The organism is Sphingobacterium gobiense, assembly GCF_002980575.1.
Classification (GTDB): Bacteria; Bacteroidota; Bacteroidia; order Sphingobacteriales; family Sphingobacteriaceae; genus Sphingobacterium; species Sphingobacterium gobiense.
The window spans coordinates 1-21,781 of the sequence record NZ_PVBS01000005.1; the positions used below are offsets into that span (position 1 = coordinate 1).

At 40.9% G+C, this 21,781-nt stretch carries 19 protein-coding genes; 11 read left to right on the top strand and 8 right to left on the bottom strand.

All coding sequences use genetic code 11. The annotated features are described in order from the left end of the window. Positions 1-269 (top strand): hypothetical protein (locus C5749_RS19765; protein ID WP_219848028.1); only part of this gene is annotated, 269 nt, incomplete at its 5' end. A gap of 128 nt (positions 270-397) precedes the next feature. On the opposite strand, the gene C5749_RS17520 is transcribed toward C5749_RS19765, so the two are convergent. From C5749_RS17520 to C5749_RS17535, 4 genes are read right to left on the bottom strand one after another with little or no spacing between them, the layout of a single operon-like run. Further along, positions 398-814: an energy transducer TonB gene (locus tag C5749_RS17520; RefSeq protein WP_105727537.1), complete on the bottom strand. Its 417-nt coding sequence runs from the start codon at positions 812-814 to the stop codon at positions 398-400. 36 nt (positions 815-850) lie between these two features. Next, the gene (locus C5749_RS17525) at positions 851-1,834 is read right to left on the bottom strand and encodes a hypothetical protein (protein WP_105727538.1); all 984 of its coding nucleotides are present in this window, start codon (positions 1,832-1,834) and stop codon (positions 851-853) included. Positions 1,835-1,865: 31 nt separating this feature from the next. Beyond that, a complete protein-coding gene (locus tag C5749_RS17530; protein WP_105727539.1) occupies positions 1,866-3,983 on the bottom strand; it encodes a type IA DNA topoisomerase in 2,118 nt (705 codons plus the stop codon). A 39-nt stretch (positions 3,984-4,022) separates the two neighbouring features. After that, on the bottom strand, positions 4,023-5,369 hold the full coding sequence (locus tag C5749_RS17535; RefSeq protein WP_105727540.1) for a deoxyguanosinetriphosphate triphosphohydrolase: 1,347 nt from the start codon (positions 5,367-5,369) through the stop codon (positions 4,023-4,025). A gap of 119 nt (positions 5,370-5,488) precedes the next feature. Between C5749_RS17535 and C5749_RS17540 the strand changes: the two genes are divergently transcribed. Further along, on the top strand, positions 5,489-6,550 hold the full coding sequence (locus C5749_RS17540) for an aldose epimerase family protein (RefSeq protein ID WP_105727541.1): 1,062 nt from the start codon (positions 5,489-5,491) through the stop codon (positions 6,548-6,550). A 42-nt stretch (positions 6,551-6,592) separates the two neighbouring features. Beyond that, on the top strand, positions 6,593-8,107 hold the full coding sequence (locus tag C5749_RS17545; protein WP_105727542.1) for a peroxiredoxin family protein: 1,515 nt from the start codon (positions 6,593-6,595) through the stop codon (positions 8,105-8,107). 33 nt (positions 8,108-8,140) lie between these two features. On the opposite strand, the gene argH is transcribed toward C5749_RS17545, so the two are convergent. Beyond that, complete coding sequence (argH, locus tag C5749_RS17550) at positions 8,141-9,472, bottom strand: argininosuccinate lyase (protein WP_105727543.1); 1,332 nt, start codon at positions 9,470-9,472, stop codon at positions 8,141-8,143. Between the two features lie 473 nt (positions 9,473-9,945). On the opposite strand from argH, the gene rbfA reads away from it, so the two are divergent. From rbfA to C5749_RS17590, 8 genes are all read left to right on the top strand, one after another. Further along, a complete protein-coding gene (gene rbfA / locus C5749_RS17555; protein WP_105717681.1) occupies positions 9,946-10,317 on the top strand; it encodes a 30S ribosome-binding factor RbfA in 372 nt (123 codons plus the stop codon). Positions 10,318-10,339: 22 nt separating this feature from the next. Then, a complete protein-coding gene (aat, locus tag C5749_RS17560) occupies positions 10,340-10,996 on the top strand; it encodes a leucyl/phenylalanyl-tRNA--protein transferase (protein ID WP_105727544.1) in 657 nt (218 codons plus the stop codon). An 82-nt stretch (positions 10,997-11,078) separates the two neighbouring features. After that, a complete protein-coding gene (locus tag C5749_RS17565; protein WP_105727545.1) occupies positions 11,079-11,729 on the top strand; it encodes a hypothetical protein in 651 nt (216 codons plus the stop codon). 236 nt (positions 11,730-11,965) lie between these two features. Then, complete coding sequence (hemA, locus tag C5749_RS17570) at positions 11,966-13,207, top strand: glutamyl-tRNA reductase (protein ID WP_105727738.1); 1,242 nt, start codon at positions 11,966-11,968, stop codon at positions 13,205-13,207. Between the two features lie 314 nt (positions 13,208-13,521). Then, positions 13,522-15,114 carry a hydroxymethylbilane synthase gene (hemC, locus tag C5749_RS17575; protein ID WP_105727739.1) on the top strand — a complete coding sequence of 531 codons (1,593 nt, stop codon included), beginning with the start codon at positions 13,522-13,524 and terminating at the stop codon, positions 15,112-15,114. A 47-nt stretch (positions 15,115-15,161) separates the two neighbouring features. Then, a complete protein-coding gene (gene hemB / locus C5749_RS17580) occupies positions 15,162-16,133 on the top strand; it encodes a porphobilinogen synthase (RefSeq protein ID WP_105727546.1) in 972 nt (323 codons plus the stop codon). Positions 16,134-16,357: 224 nt separating this feature from the next. Then, positions 16,358-17,662, top strand: a complete 1,305-nt coding sequence (hemL, locus tag C5749_RS17585) for a glutamate-1-semialdehyde 2,1-aminomutase (protein WP_105727740.1) — start codon at positions 16,358-16,360, stop codon at positions 17,660-17,662. A 70-nt stretch (positions 17,663-17,732) separates the two neighbouring features. After that, positions 17,733-18,551 carry a hypothetical protein gene (locus C5749_RS17590; RefSeq protein ID WP_105727547.1) on the top strand — a complete coding sequence of 273 codons (819 nt, stop codon included), beginning with the start codon at positions 17,733-17,735 and terminating at the stop codon, positions 18,549-18,551. 115 nt (positions 18,552-18,666) lie between these two features. Here C5749_RS17590 and argC read toward each other — a convergent pair whose 3' ends face one another. The 3 genes from argC to C5749_RS17605 all read right to left on the bottom strand — a co-directional run bounded on the left by argC (position 18,667) and on the right by C5749_RS17605 (position 21,744). Next, complete coding sequence (argC, locus tag C5749_RS17595; RefSeq protein WP_105727548.1) at positions 18,667-19,680, bottom strand: N-acetyl-gamma-glutamyl-phosphate reductase; 1,014 nt, start codon at positions 19,678-19,680, stop codon at positions 18,667-18,669. Further along, complete coding sequence (argG, locus tag C5749_RS17600) at positions 19,677-20,870, bottom strand: argininosuccinate synthase (RefSeq protein ID WP_105727549.1); 1,194 nt, start codon at positions 20,868-20,870, stop codon at positions 19,677-19,679. The genes argC and argG overlap by 4 nt, the downstream gene beginning before the upstream one ends. Before the next feature lie 157 nt (positions 20,871-21,027). Next, on the bottom strand, positions 21,028-21,744 hold the full coding sequence (locus tag C5749_RS17605) for a GNAT family N-acetyltransferase (protein ID WP_105727550.1): 717 nt from the start codon (positions 21,742-21,744) through the stop codon (positions 21,028-21,030). Positions 21,745-21,781: the final 37 nt, after the last annotated feature.

Sequence of the window (21,781 nt, forward strand, 5' to 3'; positions counted from 1 at the left end):
ACTGTACGGCCCGGACCGAAAAAATTGTCTCTTATCTTACAACTTTCCCCCATCAAGGGTACTCGCTGCGCTACATGATCATCTATCTTAAAGAACTTCTGCACCTCCGCTTCGCGCTTCGGCTATCTGAACCGTACCTTAATAAAGCACGGAATCTCTATCTTGTTTTTTCCTCCGTTTCCGAAGGGACTGCAAAGGTAGGAAAGTTTTTCAGAAAAGAAAAAAAATATTTTTTTTATTCCCGCCCCTTCCTGCTCCCGGGTCCCTAAGGACCGCATCCCTCCCTCGCGGAGTGGGGCAAAGGTAGGGATTCTGACCCTATCCCGCAAGGACGGAAAGCCCTTTTTCGCCGGAAACAATCCAAAACACTGGAAATCTGGAGTATAGTTTTTGAAAACTACAAAACCGCGACAATAGATTGCTTAAATCGTGTACGAACAGCCTTTCCATTTTTTAACGCTGGTGTCCATTTTGGCGATCTATTCATCACACGCAAAGCTTCTTCAGCAAATTCCGGACTTATTTTATCCTTATTCACAATTTCAATATCACAGACAACACCATCTTCGCATACGGTAAATTCTATTATAGCCGTTTGTTTAAGCCCATAATCCACGTACGCCGTACTATCCATTGAATTGACAAGATCACGAATATCAAGATTATCACGAACAAATAGGTTCCACCCAGTAATACCCCCCTTAAACTGCGCATGTGTGTCTACATCATATACAATAAGGGAGTCTCTAGACGCTTGTGCGAATAACATTCCGCATGTAACACTTAACAGGAAAGCAAACAACCACCACTTCATAACTCCTCCTTTGTTTACTTTAAAAGTACAGAAAAACTATGCCTTCACCAAACCTACTATTTCCGGAAGCTTATTTTCATTGTTAAAAAGAAACGTCATTGGTTGTTCCGGATTCTTTATAATTTCAAAAAGTGTGTAGCCCCATGGTTTCCAGAAATTCTCCAACACTTGCCCATACGTTTTGGTCTGCCAATTATCAAAAATAGGTTTCAATGTCCAATCATTTAAAGCCATAGGCTCTACATACACTTTTTCAGGCGTTTCCATAAAGGTATATTCTGGCAAACGATTAAATAAATAAGCGGAATAGAAATACCGCGCACAGATTTCTTCGAATTGTATGGGGTGTAAAACATGTCCTTTTACGTGATTTAAAGTCTCTTCATGATAAATAGCATTCGTACCATTGTCCTGCAAAGTCGCTATAACACCAAAATCTCTCATGCGTAAAGAAAAAACCAAAGTATTAATCTCATCTCTGTACAAGAAGGTTTCGGGGGCGTTATCTATGGGAAACACTTGTATGTTAAATGGATTGACATGCTCAAATTCCATGGGCACAACGAGTGACTGCAACATAAAGTGTAGATTTCGGAACTTATGTACCAACGCTTGAGAAAAATTCATCTCCTCTCCACTATGTACTGCCTGTCGAATCCCGACCTGTATCTCGTTGAAAACAACGCCATATAAAATCTTCCCTATCCATTGAAACAACATTTTTTCATCTAGATTTTTTACTTCCTTATACCCCACTTTCATAGCTCTTTCTACATCGTTCTCTATCTGCTCGAACGCTTGGGCAACTCCAACAGAACAAGGTAATTTGAGCGATTTATAGGTCACGAGATTTTCATCCAACATTTTAAAAGGCTTTTCTTCCAGATCGAATGCCCGCATCATCCATACAGGAAACACTTGAACTTCTTCCTCTGGGGTCCGAAGCTTTTCTCCGGTCAAAAAACACGCTTGATTATCGAACTTAAATGCGACGAATGGATTATAAAGTCTTGATGCCATAATAAAAACAAAGGTAGGGGTTTGAAGTTAATTATGCACCATCCACAATCACCTTAAAATCTTTGAACAAAAGTACCGCATCAACTTGTTTACCATCTTTGTTTTTCACACCTTTTAACATAGAAGTCCTTCCTTTCTCCAAGAGATTTTTCATCTCTTTTTCCTCTAGAAACATCCCATTTAATGTACGCCAAATCTTAAAATCACAGCCACGGGCATAATGGTCACATTGCGCCACTTTATCATACAAAAGTATATTCCCTGATGCGCATTTCGGACATTTTATTTTTCCTTTTTGTTGAGGTTTTATTTCTTCCTGCTGTATCGTCACGCGCAATTGGAGCAATTCTTTCGTGATTTTCAAGGTATAATCCTTAATATGCTTCATAAAAACATCGTACGATACTTTATTGGCCCGCATCTCTTCTAGCTTCTGCTCCCACTTTCCTGTTAGTGTAACCTTAGCTATCGAGCGATCCTTAATTAACCGATAAACCGCAAGTCCCTTTTCTGTCGGTATAAGCTTCTTTTTATCTCGTTTAATATAATCCCGTTGAAAAAGTGTTTCTATGGTCGCTGCTCGTGTAGCCGGTGTCCCCAGACCACAATCTTTCATAGCTTGGCGCATTTCGTCATCTTCAATTTCTTTACCAGAGGTTTCCATCGCTTTTAAAAGCGATGCTTCGGTATGGATAGGCTTAGCTTTTGTAAAGCGTTCTGACAATTCCAGCGACAAAATTTCGAGTAGCTCTTCTGCTGACAATTTAGGCAATTGCGCATTCTCGTTGTCGTGGTCGTCCGTATTTTTTTCGTCATCGGGTAAATCTACCTGCTCAGCCGATAGACGCCAGCCATATTGTTTAATAACAGTTCCTTTGGCAATCAACTCCACTCCTTGTGCATCAATTGTAACGGTTGTAATATCTTTCAAACAAACATCCGAAAAACTCTCCACCATACGCTTCGCTATCATATTATAGATCTGTTGCTGCTCTTTCGGCATCGGCCCTGGTTTCTCGTCCGTAACCAATAAGGCGTGATGATCCGTCACTTTCTTATCATCAACGGAGCGTTTATTCAATCTTGCGCCAATGAGGTTACGGCTTATGGAAGCGATTTCTTCTCCTGCAGTATCCGCAAGATGTTGAAAAAGTTCTTCAATCTTTTCAAATACGTCCTCTCCTATATAACGAGATCCCGTACGCGGATACGTGATAACCTTTTTTTCATACAATGTCTGTGCAATATTCAATGTTTGATCAGCCGAATATCCGTATTTTTTGTTGGCATCTTGCTGCAAAGATGTCAGATCGAATAGCAGGGGGGGTTGCTCCTTGGTTTCCTTAGCCTCTACTTTTACCACTTTTGCTTCCGTTCCGATAGCGAGCTTTGCTATAGCTGCTTCCGCTTCTTCCTTTTTATCTATTTTATTGGACGTTGCCTTAAACTTGATATTGTCTTTTTCAAAGCCGGCCTGTATCTTGAAGAAAGCTTGCGGTTTAAAGTTCTTGTTCTCTACATATCGTGAACAAATCATCGCCAACGTTGGTGTCTGTACCCGTCCTAACGACAAAAGCCCTCTGTTTCCAGCGGCCAATGTCAGTGCTTGCGTAGCATTTATACCTATCAACCAATCGGATTCTGCCCTTGATTTAGCAGACATGTATAGGCTATCATATTCTTTTCCGTCTTTTAGGTTGGCGAAACCCTCTTTGATCGCTTTGTCTGTCTGGGAAGAAATCCAAAGTCTTTTAAACGGGGCTTTCGCATTAAGATAATAGTATATATTCCGAAAAATCAACTCTCCCTCACGTCCCGCATCCGTCGCCACAATGATTTCTTCTGCCTGCGAAATTAATTGCTTAATCGTATTCAATTGTTTCTTCGCACCAGCATCGTCTATCTGCTTTCCATCTCTTTTTACTTTCTTCACTTCTAAGCGAAATTCGGGTGGTATGATAGGCAGATTAGACACTGACCATGTGGCGTATCCGTACGCCTGCGGTGTACACAGCTGTATAAGGTGACCAAAGGCATAGGTAAAAGCATAACCATTGCCTGTAATATATCCGTCTTTCACCTCCTTGGCTCCCATCACACGAGCCAAATCCCTAGCCACAGACGGCTTCTCTGCTATAACAACTTTCATCTTAACGCTTCAGCCCTTATTTTAATTATATATCTAAAATTACTTCAATGATGGGATGGATATACCTTTTATTTTCCGGTACAAATCCACAGCGTAAATATCCGTCATTCCCGACACATAGTCCAATACAGCTCGAATTTTGGCATATGTATCGGTTTGTGCTGTATGGAATTGATCGGGAATCATCGCTACTATTTTTTTATCAAAATGTCCTTTGTCTTCTTTTAAATAGGGCGGAATAAACTCTTCCAACAACGCATTCATTACCTTAAAACCTGCTACTTCAATTTGCACTACGGTCGGCGCGTTATAGATACGGGCTACCGATATCGCCGAAATCTTCTTCATTTGCGCCACGATGTTATTATCCAACGCATCCACCAGTGGCGTCTCAAACGTACCTGCCAAAAATCTATCTTGATTTTTGGCGAATACCGACGCACAGCCGTGAATCAAAGTATTGATTGCTTTAGCGCGCAGGAGCTCTACACGACTACCCGTGTCTGCTAGAGCATCGAGTCGGTGTCGCAAGTCTTCTCCTCCACACAGCGGCAATAATAGCTCCTCTACTTCTGTATAAGAGAGTATTTTTAGATGATGGGCGTCTTCCAAGTCTATAATATTATAGCATATATCATCGGCGGCTTCTACTAAATATACCAATGGATGTCGCAAATACCCATTTGGATTCGTCGGATCTGCTTTCAATCCCAGCTCCTTGGCAATTTTTCGGAACGCTGCTGTTTCTGTATCGAAGTAACCATATTTCTTACGATGATGGTTATTTTTCAGATGCCCCTCAATAGCGGAACAAGGATATTTGACAATAGAAGCCAGTGTCGCATATGTCAAAGCAAATCCTTTTTCATCTTTCCCATTGAAAGCATGTGTCAATATACGCAATGCATTAGCGTTACCCTCAAAATGTGTTAAATCTGCCCATTCTTCGACACTAACGAGTTGTTTGTATACTTGACCTTTTCCTTCCGTAAAATAGGAAGAAATGGCCGCCTCACCCGAGTGCCCAAAAGCGGGGTTGCCCAGATCATGCGATAAACAGGCTGCGGAAACGATATTGCCTACTTCTTGCAGAAACGGATATTCTTGATCTATGTTTGGATTTTCTTTTTTCATAATATTATAAAAAAGACGTCCCAACGATCGTCCCACACTTGCTACTTCCAGACTATGGGTTAGTCTGTTGTGCACAAAAACTGCTCCGGGCAAAGGGAAAACCTGCGTTTTATTTTGCAATCGTCTAAAAGGTGAAGAAAATATCAATCTATCATAATCTCGTTGAAATTCTGAACGCGCATCAATCTGGTCACTCACTTCACGATGCTCGTACCCCCAACGTTTTGTAGATAATAACTGTTTCCAATTCATGTAAAGTATACGTTTTACGTTTGCCACAAAGATAAGGTTTATTAGGATATAGTTACTTTCCGCTTTATTTGAGCTTATCAAGCTAATTGCTTATATTTACGGTGTAAACCCTATATATCATGGATATCTATTCACTTCCGGATTATCGAAATTTTGAACACAAAATTAATGGAAAAAAAACACATCTTTTTATCTTAAAGAATCGCACAGGGATGCAGGTAGCCTTTACAGATTACGGTGCACGTATTGTTAGTGTTCTGGTTCCGGATAAGGCCGGGAATCTTCGGGACGTCGTATTGGGGTTTAATTCTATCCACGAATATTTGCAAGCAAACGAACAATATCATGGCGCTACCATAGGTCGTTTCGCTAACCGCATTGCCAATGGCCGCTTTCATTTAGATGATAAAGAATATACATTACAACAAAATAATGGCCCCAACTGTTTACACGGTGGCCCATCGGGATTCCATGCCAAGGTTTGGGACAGACGAACATCTTTCAAAAAGAAAATAGATTTTTGCTATGTCTCACCGGATGGCGAAGAAGGGTTTCCAGGAAATTTGAAGGTCACCGTATCTTATGAATTAACAGACGACAATGAAATTGTTATAAAATATAAAGCGGAAACAGATAAAAAAACAGTCATCAATCTCACTAATCACGCCTATTTCAATTTGGATGGTGAAGGGCAAGGCGATGTACTCAGCCACATCTTACATCTTCCCTCCAGCCATTTTCTGCCTATTGATGAAAATCAGATACCATTGGATAGTGAAGCTTCGGTATATGGCACTGCATTTGATTTTCGCTCGCCCAAGAAAATATCACAAGATATCGACAATGACGAGGTGCAATTAAAGCACGGCAACGGCTATGACCATACATTCGTAAATCGCCAACCGATTTCACAAGTGGCCGCATCTGCCTATTCCCCGAATTCGGGAATTCGTCTTCAGGTGTTCACCACAGAACCGGGGATACAACTTTACACTGGGAATTTCCTTTCCCGCAAAGATACCGGAAAATCCGGACGTCAATATTCGTCCAGATCAGCTTTTTGTTTCGAAACGCAACATTATCCAGATAGTCCTAATCATCCACAGTTTCCATCCACGGTATTGGAGCCGGGGCAAGTATTTGAGTCAGAAACGATTTATAAGTTTAGTCTTGTCAAATAAAACAAGCCTGTTCTTTTTAAAATATCTTATAGAATATAATCCATGAAAAGAAAATTATTAATCCTTGCAATGTTAGGTCTTGTATTCGTGTTCCAAACAGTGAATGCTCAAATAGCCGCTAAAAAAGGAACTACGTTGGACGAAATAGTGAAAGAAGTCAATATGCTGCTGCAAAAGGGCGATGACGACTCCAAAGCACTAGCGGAAAAAGAAGCTCGTGTCATGGCAAGCTCCAAAAACGAAATGTTTGTACTGATGGCTGCAAGCCTGTACAACTATCTCGGAAAAAAAGAGGAAGCCGACAAAACAAAAAGCAGTATAACAAAGAAATTTCCGCGGGGAATCCAAGCCAGAAAAGATGCTTTCGAGGCATTCATCGACGACGAATCGCTGACTGCCGAACAATTGGAAAGAAAATATGCCGATTGGGAGAAAAAATTCCCGAAATCATATTTCGAGAAATTAAACACTGGCGAGGCAGATTATGGATTCAGTATCATGACCTACTATAGCCAGGCTGCACAAAGAATGGCCAGAAGGCTTATCAAAGATGGCGAATACGACAAAATAACGACATATCTTGACAAAGAAGCAGGCGTTGACGGAACTCTTATCGCACAGGATTTATTCGAATCCGGGCAATATGAAAGGGCGCTACCTATCGCTTCATCTGCCTATAAAAAGAATGCAACGGTATTGGAAACAACCCAAAAAGAAGAAAACCCTACATATACCGCGAAGCGGAACTACAACAGCTCCGCAGCACTGTATGCCAAAGTGCTGATGAAAGCCGGAAAGAACGATGAATCTGTAAAAATTGCGCAGCAATTATTCGATTCTGGACACACCTTGCCGAGCAATACCGCTTTACTGGCAGAAGGTCTGCAAAAACAAGGCAAAGACTTAGACGCATTCCTGGTATTGCACAACGCTATGGTTAAATCCGGAAGGTCTTCAGATAATGTCGTCTTATATCAGGCAATAACGCCGATATATGGGAAGCTGAACAGTGGTAAAGGTGATTTTGAGCAATACACGTCATCTTTGGACAGCGAAATCAGCGAGGCTTTGACGGCAAAATACAAATCCCAAATGATCAAAAAGGAAGCCCCTCTGTTTTCTTTGGTGAACCGAGAAGGCGAAACGGTCTCCTTAGTTGACCTAAAAGGCAAAGTGGTTGTATTGGATTTTTGGGCGACGTGGTGTGGGCCTTGCGTCACGTCCTTTCCGGGCATGCAAGCGGCCGTAAACAAGTTTAAAGAGGACAAAGAAGTCGAATTTCTTTTTATCGATACCTGGCAGCGTGAAGAGAACTACGTAGAAGAGGTCAACAAATTTATCGACGATAACAAGTACACGTTCCACGTATTATTTGATGAAATGAAAGACCGCGATAAAGCGACAACTACGGCCTATGGCGTAAAGGGAATCCCGCACAAAGTGGTGATTGACAAAGAAGGATTTATCCGCTTCGAATCATCCGGAAGCACTGCGGATGTCGATGCCATCGTAAAAGAAATGGAAACTAAAATCGAGTTGGTCAAAAACGCTGGATAAACAGGAACGGCGATTATTGGATCGCCGTTCCTATCATTTTAACAAATCTTCCAAAGCCTTCTCTACTTTCTCAAAGCCGAACTCAGCTTTCACTTCATTAAACATCCGTGAAATTTCATCGTTACAAAGGTTACCTATACTCCCCTCGTGGGTATGGCGTACTTCTTTTGAAGGCTGAAATGTTCCGTTGTCAATATCTAAGCCTATCTGACGATAAGCCTCTCGAAATGGTATCCCCTGCAATACCGCATTATTTACTACTTCCACACTAAACAAGTAATCATATTTAGGATCATCCAAAATATGCTCTTTTACCGAAATATGTTCCAGCATAAAAGCCGTAATTTCCAAACAGTCACTTAAGGATTGGAAGGCAGGGAAAAGATTTTCTTTCAATAATTGTAAATCCCGATGATAGCCCGACGGCAGGTTTGTCGTCATTAACGCGATTTCGTTCGGTAGCGCTTGAATCTTATTACAACGCGAGCGTATCAATTCAAACACGTCTGGATTCTTCTTATGCGGCATAATACTAGATCCCGTGGTCAAATGAGCTGGGAACGATATAAAGCCAAAATTTTGATTGATGAACAGACATACGTCCATCGCAAATTTGGCTAACGTAGCAGCTAAAGCACTCATTCCCTGCGCTAATATACGTTCTGTTTTCCCTCGCCCCATTTGTGCATAGACTACATTATAGTTCAAATCATCAAAGCCTAATAATTCGGTTGTCAATTTACGGTTAAGCGGAAACGAAGAACCATACCCAGCAGCGGAACCCAATGGATTTTTATTACACACCTTCCATGCCGCTTTTAACATTTCCAGATCATCCACCAGACTTTCAGCGTATGCTCCAAACCATAAGCCGAAAGATGAAGGCATTGCAATTTGTAAATGTGTATAACCAGGAATCAATACCTGTCTATGTTGTTCACTCAATTGGATAAGTTTATGGAAAAGTATATCCGTTCGTTGTACCAAATGTTGTATTTCAGAACGAAAATATAATTTGAGATCGACCAGAACCTGATCGTTGCGAGACCTTCCTGAATGGATTTTCTTTCCCGCTTCTCCCACACGCTGCGTCAGTAGCATCTCAACCTGGGAATGCACATCTTCCACCGAATCCTCTATCGCAAAATTTCCGACTGAAATATCGCGATAGATTTGCTTTAATTCCTTTTGAACGACATCTAGATCCTCATCACTCAACAAGTTTATACTATTTAACATTTGAGTGTGTGCCAATGAGCCTAACACATCTGCTGCAGCTAAATGTAAGTCCATTGCCCTGTCGTTGCCTACAGTAAACGCTTCCACAAAGGAATCTACATTAATGTTCTTCTGCCAAATTTTCATTCAATTTCGTTTTTACCGGAACAACAAGTATTTCCTCTCCTACAAATCCTCTTAGCTTCTTGAAGCTCTCTTTTTATTTACTAATTTCTGTCACAAATTTATCGATTCTTAGCCAATAAACATAAGGTCAATTTGCTCCGTTAAAAAACACAATCGTTTCGATCAAATAAGTGGTCACTCACTTTTTTTTAAAAAATGTCTTTGTGTGAATAATTTATATCCCTATGTTTGTAAACACAAAGGGGAAATGGAATAACAAAATAAAGGCAAGTGAGTTAATACTCACACTTTATTTTACCAAGCTAACAAACTAAATTTGATAGACGAAGGTCTTAAAACTTGAAACGAAATACGGCTGACCACTTATAAACTAATTTTGTTCTGAAGCGTATCACAGAGAGGGGTGATACGCTTTTTTTATAAATTATGTAGTACCTTTGTTATTAAGGACAATACCAAAAACAATATAAGATATGGGAACAGAGAGCAAAAGACAGCAACGGTTTGCGGGCGTTATTCAAGAGGATCTTGCAGCGCTATTTCAACGAGATGGCAATTCTTGGGCTCCAGGAGCTTTTATAACCGTAACAAAAGTACGAGTTACACCGGATTTGGCAATCGCTCGTATATATTTGAGTTTTTTAAATACGAAGACAGCTAAAGAAAGTTTAAAGCAGATTCAAAGTAAGATTAGTGAAATACGTTATAAATTGGGTATTAGAATTAAAAATCAGGCGCGGATAGTTCCCGAGTTGGAATTTTTCTTGGACGACACCAACGAATACGTCGAGCACATGGACAAATTATTTGAAAAAATAAGTAAGGAACCCAGACAGCCTGATTAATCAGTGTTGATAACACCTCTCTATGCCTTATGCTTTGAATGATCGCCTCGTTTTTCCTCATCCCGCGTTGGCGGACGACGATGGCCTGCTCGCCGTTGGAGGAGATTTAAGCGTCGAACGTTTGTTATTAGCATACCAGCATGGCATTTTTCCTTGGTTTTCTGATGAGACACCTATTCTTTGGTATTCGCCACCGGAGCGTTTTGTACTCAATCCGAAAGAACTTAAAGTAACAAAGAGTATGCGCCAACTTATACGCAACTCTTCTTTCCACACGGCGCACAACACGTCTTTCGTGGAAGTCATAGATAAATGCGCATCCACAAAGCGAAGGGATGAGCAAGGAACGTGGATCACAAAGGATATGCAAGAAGCTTATATCCGTCTACATGAATTGGGTTACGCGCACAGTATAGAAACATACGACAAAAACGGAATACTGGTGGGAGGACTTTACGGAATACAGATAGGATCAATATTTTGTGGTGAGAGCATGTTTTCACATGTGCCCAACACCTCTAAGCTGGCTTTAATTTATCTCTGTAAAGAATTTAATTTCGATTTAATTGATTGCCAAATATACAGCGAACATTTAGCGTCTTTAGGTGCAAAGCTTATTCCAGGCTCCTCCTACTATGAACTTTTACAAAAACAAACTGTTGAACCCTTTGCTATTTAGACCACGCTGGGCACTCCTCAACCATGAAAAAAACTAAGTATATAATTATATAAAAATATTAAAAGCTTCAATAAATAGTAAGATGAAATTTAAAATCGGAGATTTTGTTCGTTTTGTAGACGAACCCATTGAAGGACACATAACTTCTTTTCAAGACAACGATATCATCGGTGTAACGGATAATTCTGGTTTTGAGATTCCTGTTCCTGCCAATAAGATCACATTGGTACACGGAAATATGCGCCGCGATGACGATGAGGTGGAAAAAGCACAAGTCACTACTGTCCCACCTCCCTTTGTAGAACGTGGCATTTACCTAGGTATAGCAGGAGAACAAAGGGATGGACTTGCTAAATTTTTCTTTATCAATCATACTTCTTATGATATTTTGATAACCGCAAACGAAATTAATAGTACAAAACGTACTGGTATATTCGCAGAAAAAATATCCGCCAGAGATTTCATTCAGTTTTATACGGCTAATTTCACAAACGTTAGCAAATGGCCAAACTTTGAAATACAAATTCTGCGCTATAGCATGTTACCGCATAATGCAACTACCACGCTACATAAAGAGTTTCGGTTGAAACCGCTCGATCTTATCCACCCCAAAGAAAACGACGAGCTTTTAGGAATGAAAGTTTGGCGTTATGAACTGGACAAACCCGAGGAAAACATCGGATTGGACAAATTAAAGACCCATTTTATTTCCCACCGTCCAGGTCGACGCTAGACATTATAAAGTCATGAAAAATTTATGTACCAGGTCATTTATTCATCGTAGGAATTATGATGTTTATCATATTCGCGAATCTTGAAATCACAACCATTTGTAAATCAAACAATTTAACAAGAAATTAACATTATTTAAAACCATTCTAAATTCATTGTATTGACAGATTTTTGACAGAAAACAAGGGCTTTTACTCTACATTTGCAAGGATAAAATTATTGAGCAAGATCTGGGCCTTGAAGAATTTAAAAGTAATAGCATTTACTCACAAGCACGTCGAACTAAAAGACTTGGGGAGTTTGGTCATCTGCAACGAAGAGTTAGAAGATCGCTTAGTCAATCTAAAAACTAGGTTGGATATTCCGGAAATTTTTTATATTGCGACTTGTAACCGGGTGGAGTTTGTGTTTTGTGGTGCGCATGAGTTAAGTGATGAGTTTGTAGCCGATTTCATGGGCCAAATGAACTTCTGTGTCCCAGCAGAGCGTCTCCAATGCTATTTAGGGCAGGTTACGCGTTATTCCGGCATGGACGCGTTGACTCATCTGTTTCGTATGTCTTGTTCGCTAGAGAGTTTGGTTGTTGGTGAGAAGGAAATTCTGGCCCAAGTACGTCGCGCATATGAAAGATGCCGAAAAGCAGGCTTTACAGGCGATTATTTGCGCTTAGTTATGGATCGTCTAGTTAGAACAGCTAAGGACGTATACACATATACAAATATTTCCCGTAATCCAATCTCCGTTGTTTCATTAGCTTACCGTAAACTTAAAGAGACCAAACTACCGGCTAATCCTCGGATTTTAGTCATTGGCTCAGGTGAAACCAATCAAAACTTAGCTAAATATCTAAAAAAACACCAACATTCGAATTTTGTGGTTTTCAATCGCACGTTGAAAAATGCATGGAAATTAGCTCGAGAATTGAATGCAGAAGCCTATTCATTATCAGAATTAGCTCATTATAAGAAAGGATTTGATGTGATGATTGTATGTACAGGTTCACCCGAGGCAATTATCGATATAAACCTTTATAAATCCCTTCTCAATGGGGAAACCGATAAAAAAGTAATCGTTGATTTAGCGATACCTAATGATATCGACGCCGACGTAGTAGCACAATTCCCTATCCAGTATATCGAAGTCAGCAGTCTACAAGCAATTGCCGAAAAAAATAAGCAAGACCGCTATGCAGAGCTGGAAAGTGCGGATGCTATTATCCAACAAAATATCCAAGAATTTTTACCGATTATTAAGCAACGTCGTGTTGAAGTTGCCATGCGTGAAGTGCCTGAAAAGATCAAAGAAATCCGGTCATTTGCGTTAAATGAGGTATTTGCCCAAGACCTTAAAAATCTCGACCCTCAAGCACGTGAAGTCTTAGAAAAAGTCATCAGCTATATGGAGAAGAAATACATCAAGGTACCCATGGTAATGGCTAAAGAGATTTTGGTTAAAAATTCCCAAACGGAAATCAATTAAAAATCTTCCAAAGACAGAAAATATACCATAATTCTGACAAAGACTGTCGGGATTGTATAGCTATTTAGTTAAATTTACTCCAACAATATTTTCAATGGAAGAGTAGAGCAAAATAAATTCATTTTATGGTGCCGATACGATTTCATTGCAATTGCATATGAATATGAATTACTCACAAGTAAATTTATATTATGGCATTATGCATTTTTGCTTATTTTTAAAGGCATGCATGAGCTCATTTAACATTCGGTTCGTGAATGCAAAGCATTTTATTTAGGTTTGTATGCATTTTCAAACCATTTAAGCAGGAGACGGTGAATAGAAAACTTATCATTGGAACTAGGGGTAGTCAACTGGCATTATGGCAGGCTGAGTTCATTAAGGCAAGGCTCGCAGAGATTGGCGTAGAATCCGAATTAAAAATTATAAAGACCCAAGGGGATATCATTCAGCACCTACGGCTGGACAAACTAGAGGGTAAGGGATTCTTCACAAAAGAATTAGAAGAAGAGTTACTTACAGGGCAGATAGATTTGGCTGTTCACTCTCACAAAGACTTGCCTACCGTCAACCCTCCCGGACTGACCATTGCGGCGGTGTCGGAGCGGGAGGATCCATCGGAACTACTGATTATCCATAAGGACTGTGTCGATATAAAAAAAAGGCTGTCGCTGAAACACAATGCATCTGTCGGCACTTCATCCAATCGACGTAAGGCTCAATTATTATCTTTGCGCCCAGACTTAGAGTTCACCGACTTACGGGGTAATCTCCAAACACGTATCCAGAAACTGCGCGACGAAAAGTATGATGCTATCGTTTTAGCAAAAGCTGGCATCGCTCGCGTTGAAATGGATCTATCAGACTTTCACATTGAAGAGATCCCGCCGATCGAAGTAATTCCCGCCCCGGCGCAAGGCGTGTTGGCGGTACAGATCCGGGAAGCAGATAAAGAATTGTTTGAACTTCTGCAGAAAATACACGATGAAAATGTTGCGAAAACCATTACCGTAGAGCGAAAAGTATTAAATTTATTCGATGGCGGCTGTCATGCTCCTTTAGGCTGTTTTTGTCGCGAAACAGAAGACGGACAATACGAAGCTTGGACATCCATTGCAGAAGACAATGAAGATTTTCCAAATCGCCTATATATGCGTGCTGAAAGTACAGATGATATGGCTGACCGAATTTTCGCCAAATTCCAAAAAGAAAGAAAGCTACCAAAGAGTGTTTTCATTACACGCGACCTAGACGAAAACTCTTACTTAGGTCGTTATTTAGTAAAACACAACATTCAGGTTGACGCACGTTCTCTCATAAGGATATATCCAACTATCAACAAATTGGATTCTTTTATTTTAAAACGTGCGGATTGGATTTTTTTCAACAGCAAAAATGCTATTGATCATTTTTTCAAATTAGAACCTTGGATTTTAAAAAAGACAAAACTCGCTGTACTCGGCAGAGGTTCGGAAGACGCATTACGCAAACACGGACGTGTTGCTGACTTTTCAGGAGATAACTTAGGCATCAAAACGGAAGACATTGCAAAAGAGTTTGCTAAACTTGTCGATGGCCAAACGGTCTTTATTCCCCGAGCAAAAGATTCTTTAATGTCGATTCAAAACGCACTTACGTCCAATACGAAAGTTATTGATATGCCCTTATATGAAACCGTGATACAAGAGAATGTTGATAAAACCAACGCAGAAGTGCTCATTTTCACAAGCCCTAGTAATGTAGAAGCATATTTTCAAGAACACCTCATCGACCCTGGTCAAAAAATTATTTGTATCGGACATTCTACTGCCAAGGCGATAGAAACTATGGGGCTAAACTATACGCTTCCTTTCACACCCGATGAGATTGGCCTGTCAGAAGCAATCTTTGGATTGGATTATGAATAAGTGATAAGCGATGAATAAAGAAATATTTAATCTCTAAATACTAAAGAATGTTGCACCGTCCAAGAAGAAATAGAAAATCTACTGTTATACGGGATATGATTCAGGAGCATCATCTAACCCCCGCCAACCTTATTTTCCCCCTTTTCATCATAGAGGGAAAAAATCAGAAAACCGATGTTTCTTCTATGCCCGGGATCTATCGACATTCTATTGATAACCTACTGCGCGAGGTAGAAAACTGTATGAAACTGGGGTTATACGCATTCGACCTCTTTCCCAATATTGACGACTCACTTAAAGACAAATACGCTACCGTAAGCTATCAAAAAGGCAATCTATATTTGAGAGCTATCGAGGAGGTAAAGAAAAACTTCCCTGACGCCTGTGTAATAACGGATGTAGCTATGGACCCTTACAGCTCGGACGGACACGATGGCATTGTGGAGAACGGTGTTATCCTGAACGATGAAACATTAGCTATTTTAGGAAAAATGGCGCTTGCTCATGCAGAAGCGGGCGCAGATATCATCGCTCCTTCAGACATGATGGACGGACGCATTGGCTATATCCGTGGAGTACTTGATGAAAATGGGTTTTCGGACGTTTCGCTGATGTCCTACACCGCTAAATATGCTTCGGCTTTCTATGGTCCTTTTCGGGATGCCCTTAATTCGGCACCAAAGGCAGGAGATAAAAAAACTTACCAAATGAATCCTGCTAATTCACGGGAAGCGCTCATTGAAGCGCAGTTGGATGCAGAAGAAGGCGCGGACTTCCTGATGGTTAAGCCCGGACTTCCTTATTTAGACATCATTAAATTACTACACGATAATTTTGACTTACCTATTGCAGCCTACAATGTGTCCGGTGAATATGCTATGTTGAAAGCTGCCATTCGAAATGGATGGTTGGATGAAGAGCGGGCCATTATGGAAACATTGATGAGCTTCCGTCGCGCTGGCGCAACATCAATCTTAACTTATCATGCAAAAGAGGTGTTAGAAAAAAAATGGCTATAGCCTGTTCTTTTTTAGAAAAAAGAATCAAAAAATCGTCGCTTAAAACCTTTGGCATAAGGGATAGTGCAATTAGGGTATTTCTACATTCGCCAAAGCTTTTGATGCGACATCAAGTGTTAAGGATGGGATAGTAGCAGAAATCTGGTTCCCCTCCTTCGGAGAGGTTAGAGGAGGGTCAACTTTACAGATCACAAGTCATGAACTACGAGAAACGAATCACAAAAATGGAACAAGATATTTCCCGCGTAAAATCTGCGGAACTTTTCGAGAAGGCAAAAAATTATTTTCCGGGGGGCGTAAACTCTCCAGTACGGGCGTTTAAATCAGTATATGGCACACCGCTTTTTATTGAACGAGGAGACAAGGCCCGAATATGGGATGCAGATGATAACGAATTCATTGACTACTGCTGTTCATGGGGCCCGCTTATTTTGGGGCACAACCATGATAAGGTACGGGATGCGGTAGCCCAGCAGTTAGACAAAGGACTGAGCTTCGGCGCACCTACCCGACTAGAAAATGAATTAGCAGAATTGATTTTAACCAATAACAGCTACATCGAAAAAATTCGCTTTGTCAGTTCCGGAACCGAAGCAGTTATGTCCGCTATCCGCTTGGCTAGGGGATACACCAAAAGAGATAAGATTATTAAATTCGAAGGCTGTTATCATGGTCATTCCGATTCACTATTGGTCAAAGCTGGTTCTGGATTGGTTACCTTTGGCGAAACGTCATCCGCCGGTGTACCCAAAGCATTTGCCGAAGAGACCATTGTCATTTCATTAAATGACAAACAAGCTTTAGAAGAAGTTTTCTCGTCATTTTCTGATCAGATAGCCGCTGTTATCATAGAGGGTATCCCCGCCAACAACGGTTTATTAATTCAGGATAAGGATTATATTCATTTCTTACGCCAAATTACACAAGAACATGGTGCCTTACTTATTTTTGATGAAGTAATCACCGGCTTTCGATTAGGGTTTGAAGGAGCTGCACGCTACTATGATATACAGCCTGATATTATTACTTACGGAAAGATTATCGGCGGAGGCATGCCCGTTGGCGCGTATGGCGCTTCCAAAGAGCTCATGGCACATATTTCGCCTGACGGCGGTGTATATCAAGCAGGCACGCTATCCGGAAACCCGATAGCTATGTCTGCAGGAATTGCTGCGCTTCGCATATTAGCGGAGCCCGATTTTTATACCAAACAAGAAGAGAAAACGAGAAGTTTTATAGATACAATACGCGCTTACATAGATCGGAGAAACTACGCGGTTCAAATCTTCACGGTTGGGTCTATCTTTTGGTTTGCTTTTACAGATCAAAAAAGTATCAAACGGGCGGATGAAATTGATCCGCTTTCTATGGAAAAATATAAAGTCATGCACCGTTCGCTGCTCAATCAGGGTATATACTTCGGCCCTTCGGGATACGAAGTCGGATTTATTTCCAGTGCCCACACACAGGAAGATCTAAACCAGACGATAGAAGCTATCAAGACAGCGTTGGACACGGCTTTTGCGTAATAAAACTTTTTTCCGTTATATTTGTTCAATAACAGAAGTAGTAAATCATAAAAATAATTAAATCAAAGGTATGAAAATGACCAATTTGAAAACTGCCCTAGCATTTGTTGCTGCATCAGCGACACTTGTGGCATGTAATCCAACTACAAAAAATACAGATGCCGAAACGCAAGATAGTACAGCTTTGGCTGACTCCGTTGGTAGTATTGCCGTAAATCCTTTAGCGCACGCGAAGGAGTTTCCGGGAGCAACACTGGAAATCGCGTCGATTACAGCTGAAAAAGTTGGCTCAGATTCCGCAAAAGTTACCGTTAAATATAATGTTAGCAATTTTGAACTGACCGCACAAACAGAGCATGACCACCACATGGCAAACTCGCATGACGGACAGCATATCCATTTCATTTTAGATAATGAGCCCTATGCAGCGTTGTATAAGCCTGAACATAGTGTGACGGTCGCCCTTAACTCTGAGCACTATTTGATGTCGTTTTTATCACGCTCGTTCCATGAGTCTATCAAAACAAACGATGCTTCTAAATTAGTAAAGTTTAAAGTTACTGCGGATGCTAAAATTGAAGAGTTACCAGATTCAGGACAAGCGGCGTTATTCTACAGCCGTCCGAAAGGTGAATACAAAGGAGATGACACAAAATCCTTGCTATTAGACTTTTTCACTGTTAATGGTTCTTTAGGTGCAGATGGCAATAAGGTTAAAGCAGACATTAACGGACAAGAATTCTTATTGGATCAATGGGTGCCTTACGAAGTATTGAACCTTCCGATGGGTGAGAACACATTTAAATTAACACTTGTTGATAAAGATGGAAATGCTGTAACGGGCGATAACGTTTCCGTCGAAAGAAAAATTACGCTTTCTGCGGAGTAAGAAATAAAATCAATAAAAAAGTAAGGGCAGACTATACGTCTGCCTTTACTTTTTTATCCGTATGACAGTGCTTTCTGTGGTCAAGTTTGTTTATTTTTCACGGGAAAAAGAAAAATCAGAACCCTATAGACTTCAAATTAAGCCCTGCTCTTTCATCCAAGCCGAACATCAGATTCATATTCTGAACAGCTTGGCCCGATGCTCCTTTCAACAAATTGTCGGTTGCATTTAGAATCAACAATTGATTGCCGTGTTTCTCCAAATGCATGATACTCTTATTGGTGTTGACGACCTGTTTCAAATCAATATTTGCTTTGCTTACCCATGTAAAAGGGTGGCTCGCGTAATAGTCCTCATAAAGCGTGTAAGCTTCCGCTTCAGTCAATTCGGAAGTCACGTATATCGCTGAAAAAATCCCTCTTGGAAATGCCCCCCGTTGCGGAATCATATTAATCCGTTGCATGGCCCGTTCAAGTAAGGATAAGTCAGATTGTGGTAGAAAATCTGGTTGAAGCTGATTCAACGATTCGGAGACTTCCTGCAAATGTTGATGTTCGAACGATTTATAGGCAGAAAGATTTCCACTACGCCAAGAAAAATGCGAAGTAGATGAAGGTTTTTGCCCTGCCCCCGTAGAACCCGTTGTAGCATTGATATGAATCTGCCCTGGCAATAGTCCTTTAGCCGCTAAAGGAAGTAATGCCAATTGTATATTGGTAGCAAAGCATCCCGGATTGGCGATATATTGTGCCGATTTAATCGCTTCCCTGTTGAGCTCGGGGAGACCATAGACAAAATACCCACCTTGGTGGGCGGTGTTCGCTTTCAATCGGTAATCTTGCGACAAGTCGATAATCTTAACGCGTGGATCCACTGGATTTGCATTCAGAAACTTTTGCGCATCGCCATGTCCAACACATAAAAATAGCACATCGATATCGGAATGGAAATCGGAAGAAAATTCCAATTCGGTGTCACCAAACAAATCATTGTGAACCGCATAAATTTTGTTGCCGGTATTTGAAGCCGAATTAGCGAAAACAATTTCTACATCAGGGTGATAAATCAAAACACGGAGCAGTTCACCTCCTGTATATCCCGCAGAACCTACTATACCTACTCGTATCATTCTGTTCCTCCACTATTAACTTTATGCCAAATCAATGCTTGGTTACCGAATATCTTAGCAAAACCTTTTACGTCATCGCCCGTGTACCCTTCATTCATTTCGCCATAGCTACCAAATTTAGTTGACATCAAATCATGTTCAGATTCGATTCCAACAACGATAAACCGATAAGGGTGTAGTTCGATAATAACGCGTCCTGTCACTGTTTCCTGTGCGGAACGGAGGAACGCCTCGATATCCCGCATGACGGGGTCATGCATTTGTCCTTCGTGCATATAGTTACCATAAAAAGCAGAAATCTGATCTTTCCAGGATAATTGCCATTTCGTTAAGGTATGCTTTTCCAGTGTATGGTGGGCTTTAACAAGGATAAGCGGTCCGGCAGCCTCAAAACCGACGCGTCCTTTGATTCCGATAATGGTATCCCCGACGTGTATATCGCGTCCGATACCATATGGTTGCGCTAAGTCCTGCAGCTGTTGGATAACTTTAACCGCACCTATTTGTTCACCATTAAATGCCACCGGCTCTCCTTTAACAAAGTCGATAGTTACCGTTTGCGGTTCGGAAGACGTCACTGGCGTAGGCCATGCAGTCTCTGGCAGATATTTATTCGAAGTCAAGGTCTCCGCTCCGCCGACGGAAGTGCCCCATAGTCCTTTATTGATAGAATACTTTGCTTTTTCGGCGTTGATTTCTACTCCGTGTTTAGCCAAATAAGCTATTTCTTCTTCTCTGGATAGCTTAAGATCGCGGATAGGTGTTATAATCTCCACGCCAGGAATGAGGGTATTGAAAATCATATCGAAACGAACCTGATCGTTTCCAGCCCCCGTAGAGCCATGGGCCACACATGCTGCACCTATTTTTCTCGCGTAATTGGCGATCGCGGTCGCTTGACAAACGCGCTCCGCCGATACAGAAAGTGGATAGGTAGCATTTTTTAATACATTCCCAAAAATGAGGTACTTTATAGTATCGCGGTAATAGTTCTCCGTTTCATTAATTGCAGTATGGGACTTCACGCCTAGGTCGTAAGCACGCTCTTCTATAGCTTTCAATTCATCATCCGAAAATCCTCCGGTGTTGACCACTACAGAATGTACTTCTAGTCCTAAATCTTTTGTTAGATAGATACAACAGAAGGACGTATCTAAACCACCACTAAACGCTAATACTACTTTTTTCATCTGTATATAATTATTTATGAGTGTGAATTTCAATTGTATAAAAAGCTCGTTACACTCGGTTTGTTCTTAAAAGGTGATGAAGCTATCAGATTTATTCAGCCCCCTGTGTGGTTTGTATAAATCATGATGGTTTCATTGGATTACGTTGTTTTACTAATTATATATTTTTTGCGAGGCCAGTACCCACAGGGAATATCGCAGCAACTATCTTCTTGGACGATTTCCACAATTTTGCTTCAATACGTTTCAAAAGTGATTGCTTCTTCACAATACGATCTAAACGTTCTTTCGCTTCAGCACGACGTTGAATTTTTTCTTTGAGCTCGCGTTCCTTCTCGATAGGGTCCCACAGCATTGCGGTACACATACAATTCTTACGTTCTTTGCTTACCAAAATATCAAAGTTCACACAGGATTGACAGCCTTTCCAAAACTCCTCATCTTGGGTCAGCTCGCCATAGGTTACCGGTTCATAGCCTAGGTCCGAGTTTATTTTCATAACGGCCAATCCGGTCGTTAAACCAAATATTTTCGCGCTGGGATATTTTTCGCGCGATAGATCAAAGACACGTTTCTTAATTGCTTTTGCCAATCCTACTTTTCTAAAATCCGGCGCCACAATCAATCCAGAATTAGCGACATAGTCACCGTGTCCCCAGGTTTCTATATAACAAAACCCCGCCCAACGACCATCTTTGTGCAAGGCTATGACCGCTTTGCCCTCCTCTATTTTGCGAACGACATATTCCGGTTTACGACGAGCAATACCTGTTCCACGTGCTTTCGCAGACTCAAACATTTCGTTACAAATCGTTTCTGCATGTCCTATGTGCGCAGAGGTGGCGGGAATAATTGAAAAATCTGAAAGTGTCATCGAAGATGTCGACCTAATAAATTACACATAATGTGTT

Coding starts and splice junctions, on each gene's coding strand:
- C5749_RS17535 (WP_105727540.1), bottom strand. CDS start 5,369: ATGAATTGGAAACAGTTATTATCTACAAAACGTTGGGGGTACGAGCAT.
- C5749_RS17545 (WP_105727542.1), top strand. CDS start 6,593: ATGAAAAGAAAATTATTAATCCTTGCAATGTTAGGTCTTGTATTCGTG.
- hemL (WP_105727740.1), top strand. CDS start 16,358: ATGGAACAAGATATTTCCCGCGTAAAATCTGCGGAACTTTTCGAGAAG.
- C5749_RS17530 (WP_105727539.1), bottom strand. CDS start 3,983: ATGAAAGTTGTTATAGCAGAGAAGCCGTCTGTGGCTAGGGATTTGGCT.
- C5749_RS17520 (WP_105727537.1), bottom strand. CDS start 814: ATGAAGTGGTGGTTGTTTGCTTTCCTGTTAAGTGTTACATGCGGAATG.
- argH (WP_105727543.1), bottom strand. CDS start 9,472: ATGAAAATTTGGCAGAAGAACATTAATGTAGATTCCTTTGTGGAAGCG.
- argC (WP_105727548.1), bottom strand. CDS start 19,680: ATGATACGAGTAGGTATAGTAGGTTCTGCGGGATATACAGGAGGTGAA.
- hemB (WP_105727546.1), top strand. CDS start 15,162: ATGTTGCACCGTCCAAGAAGAAATAGAAAATCTACTGTTATACGGGAT.
- argG (WP_105727549.1), bottom strand. CDS start 20,870: ATGAAAAAAGTAGTATTAGCGTTTAGTGGTGGTTTAGATACGTCCTTC.
- C5749_RS17605 (WP_105727550.1), bottom strand. CDS start 21,744: ATGACACTTTCAGATTTTTCAATTATTCCCGCCACCTCTGCGCACATA.
- C5749_RS17565 (WP_105727545.1), top strand. CDS start 11,079: ATGAAATTTAAAATCGGAGATTTTGTTCGTTTTGTAGACGAACCCATT.
- C5749_RS17540 (WP_105727541.1), top strand. CDS start 5,489: ATGGATATCTATTCACTTCCGGATTATCGAAATTTTGAACACAAAATT.
- aat (WP_105727544.1), top strand. CDS start 10,340: ATGCCTTATGCTTTGAATGATCGCCTCGTTTTTCCTCATCCCGCGTTG.
- C5749_RS17590 (WP_105727547.1), top strand. CDS start 17,733: ATGAAAATGACCAATTTGAAAACTGCCCTAGCATTTGTTGCTGCATCA.
- C5749_RS17525 (WP_105727538.1), bottom strand. CDS start 1,834: ATGGCATCAAGACTTTATAATCCATTCGTCGCATTTAAGTTCGATAAT.
- rbfA (WP_105717681.1), top strand. CDS start 9,946: ATGGGAACAGAGAGCAAAAGACAGCAACGGTTTGCGGGCGTTATTCAA.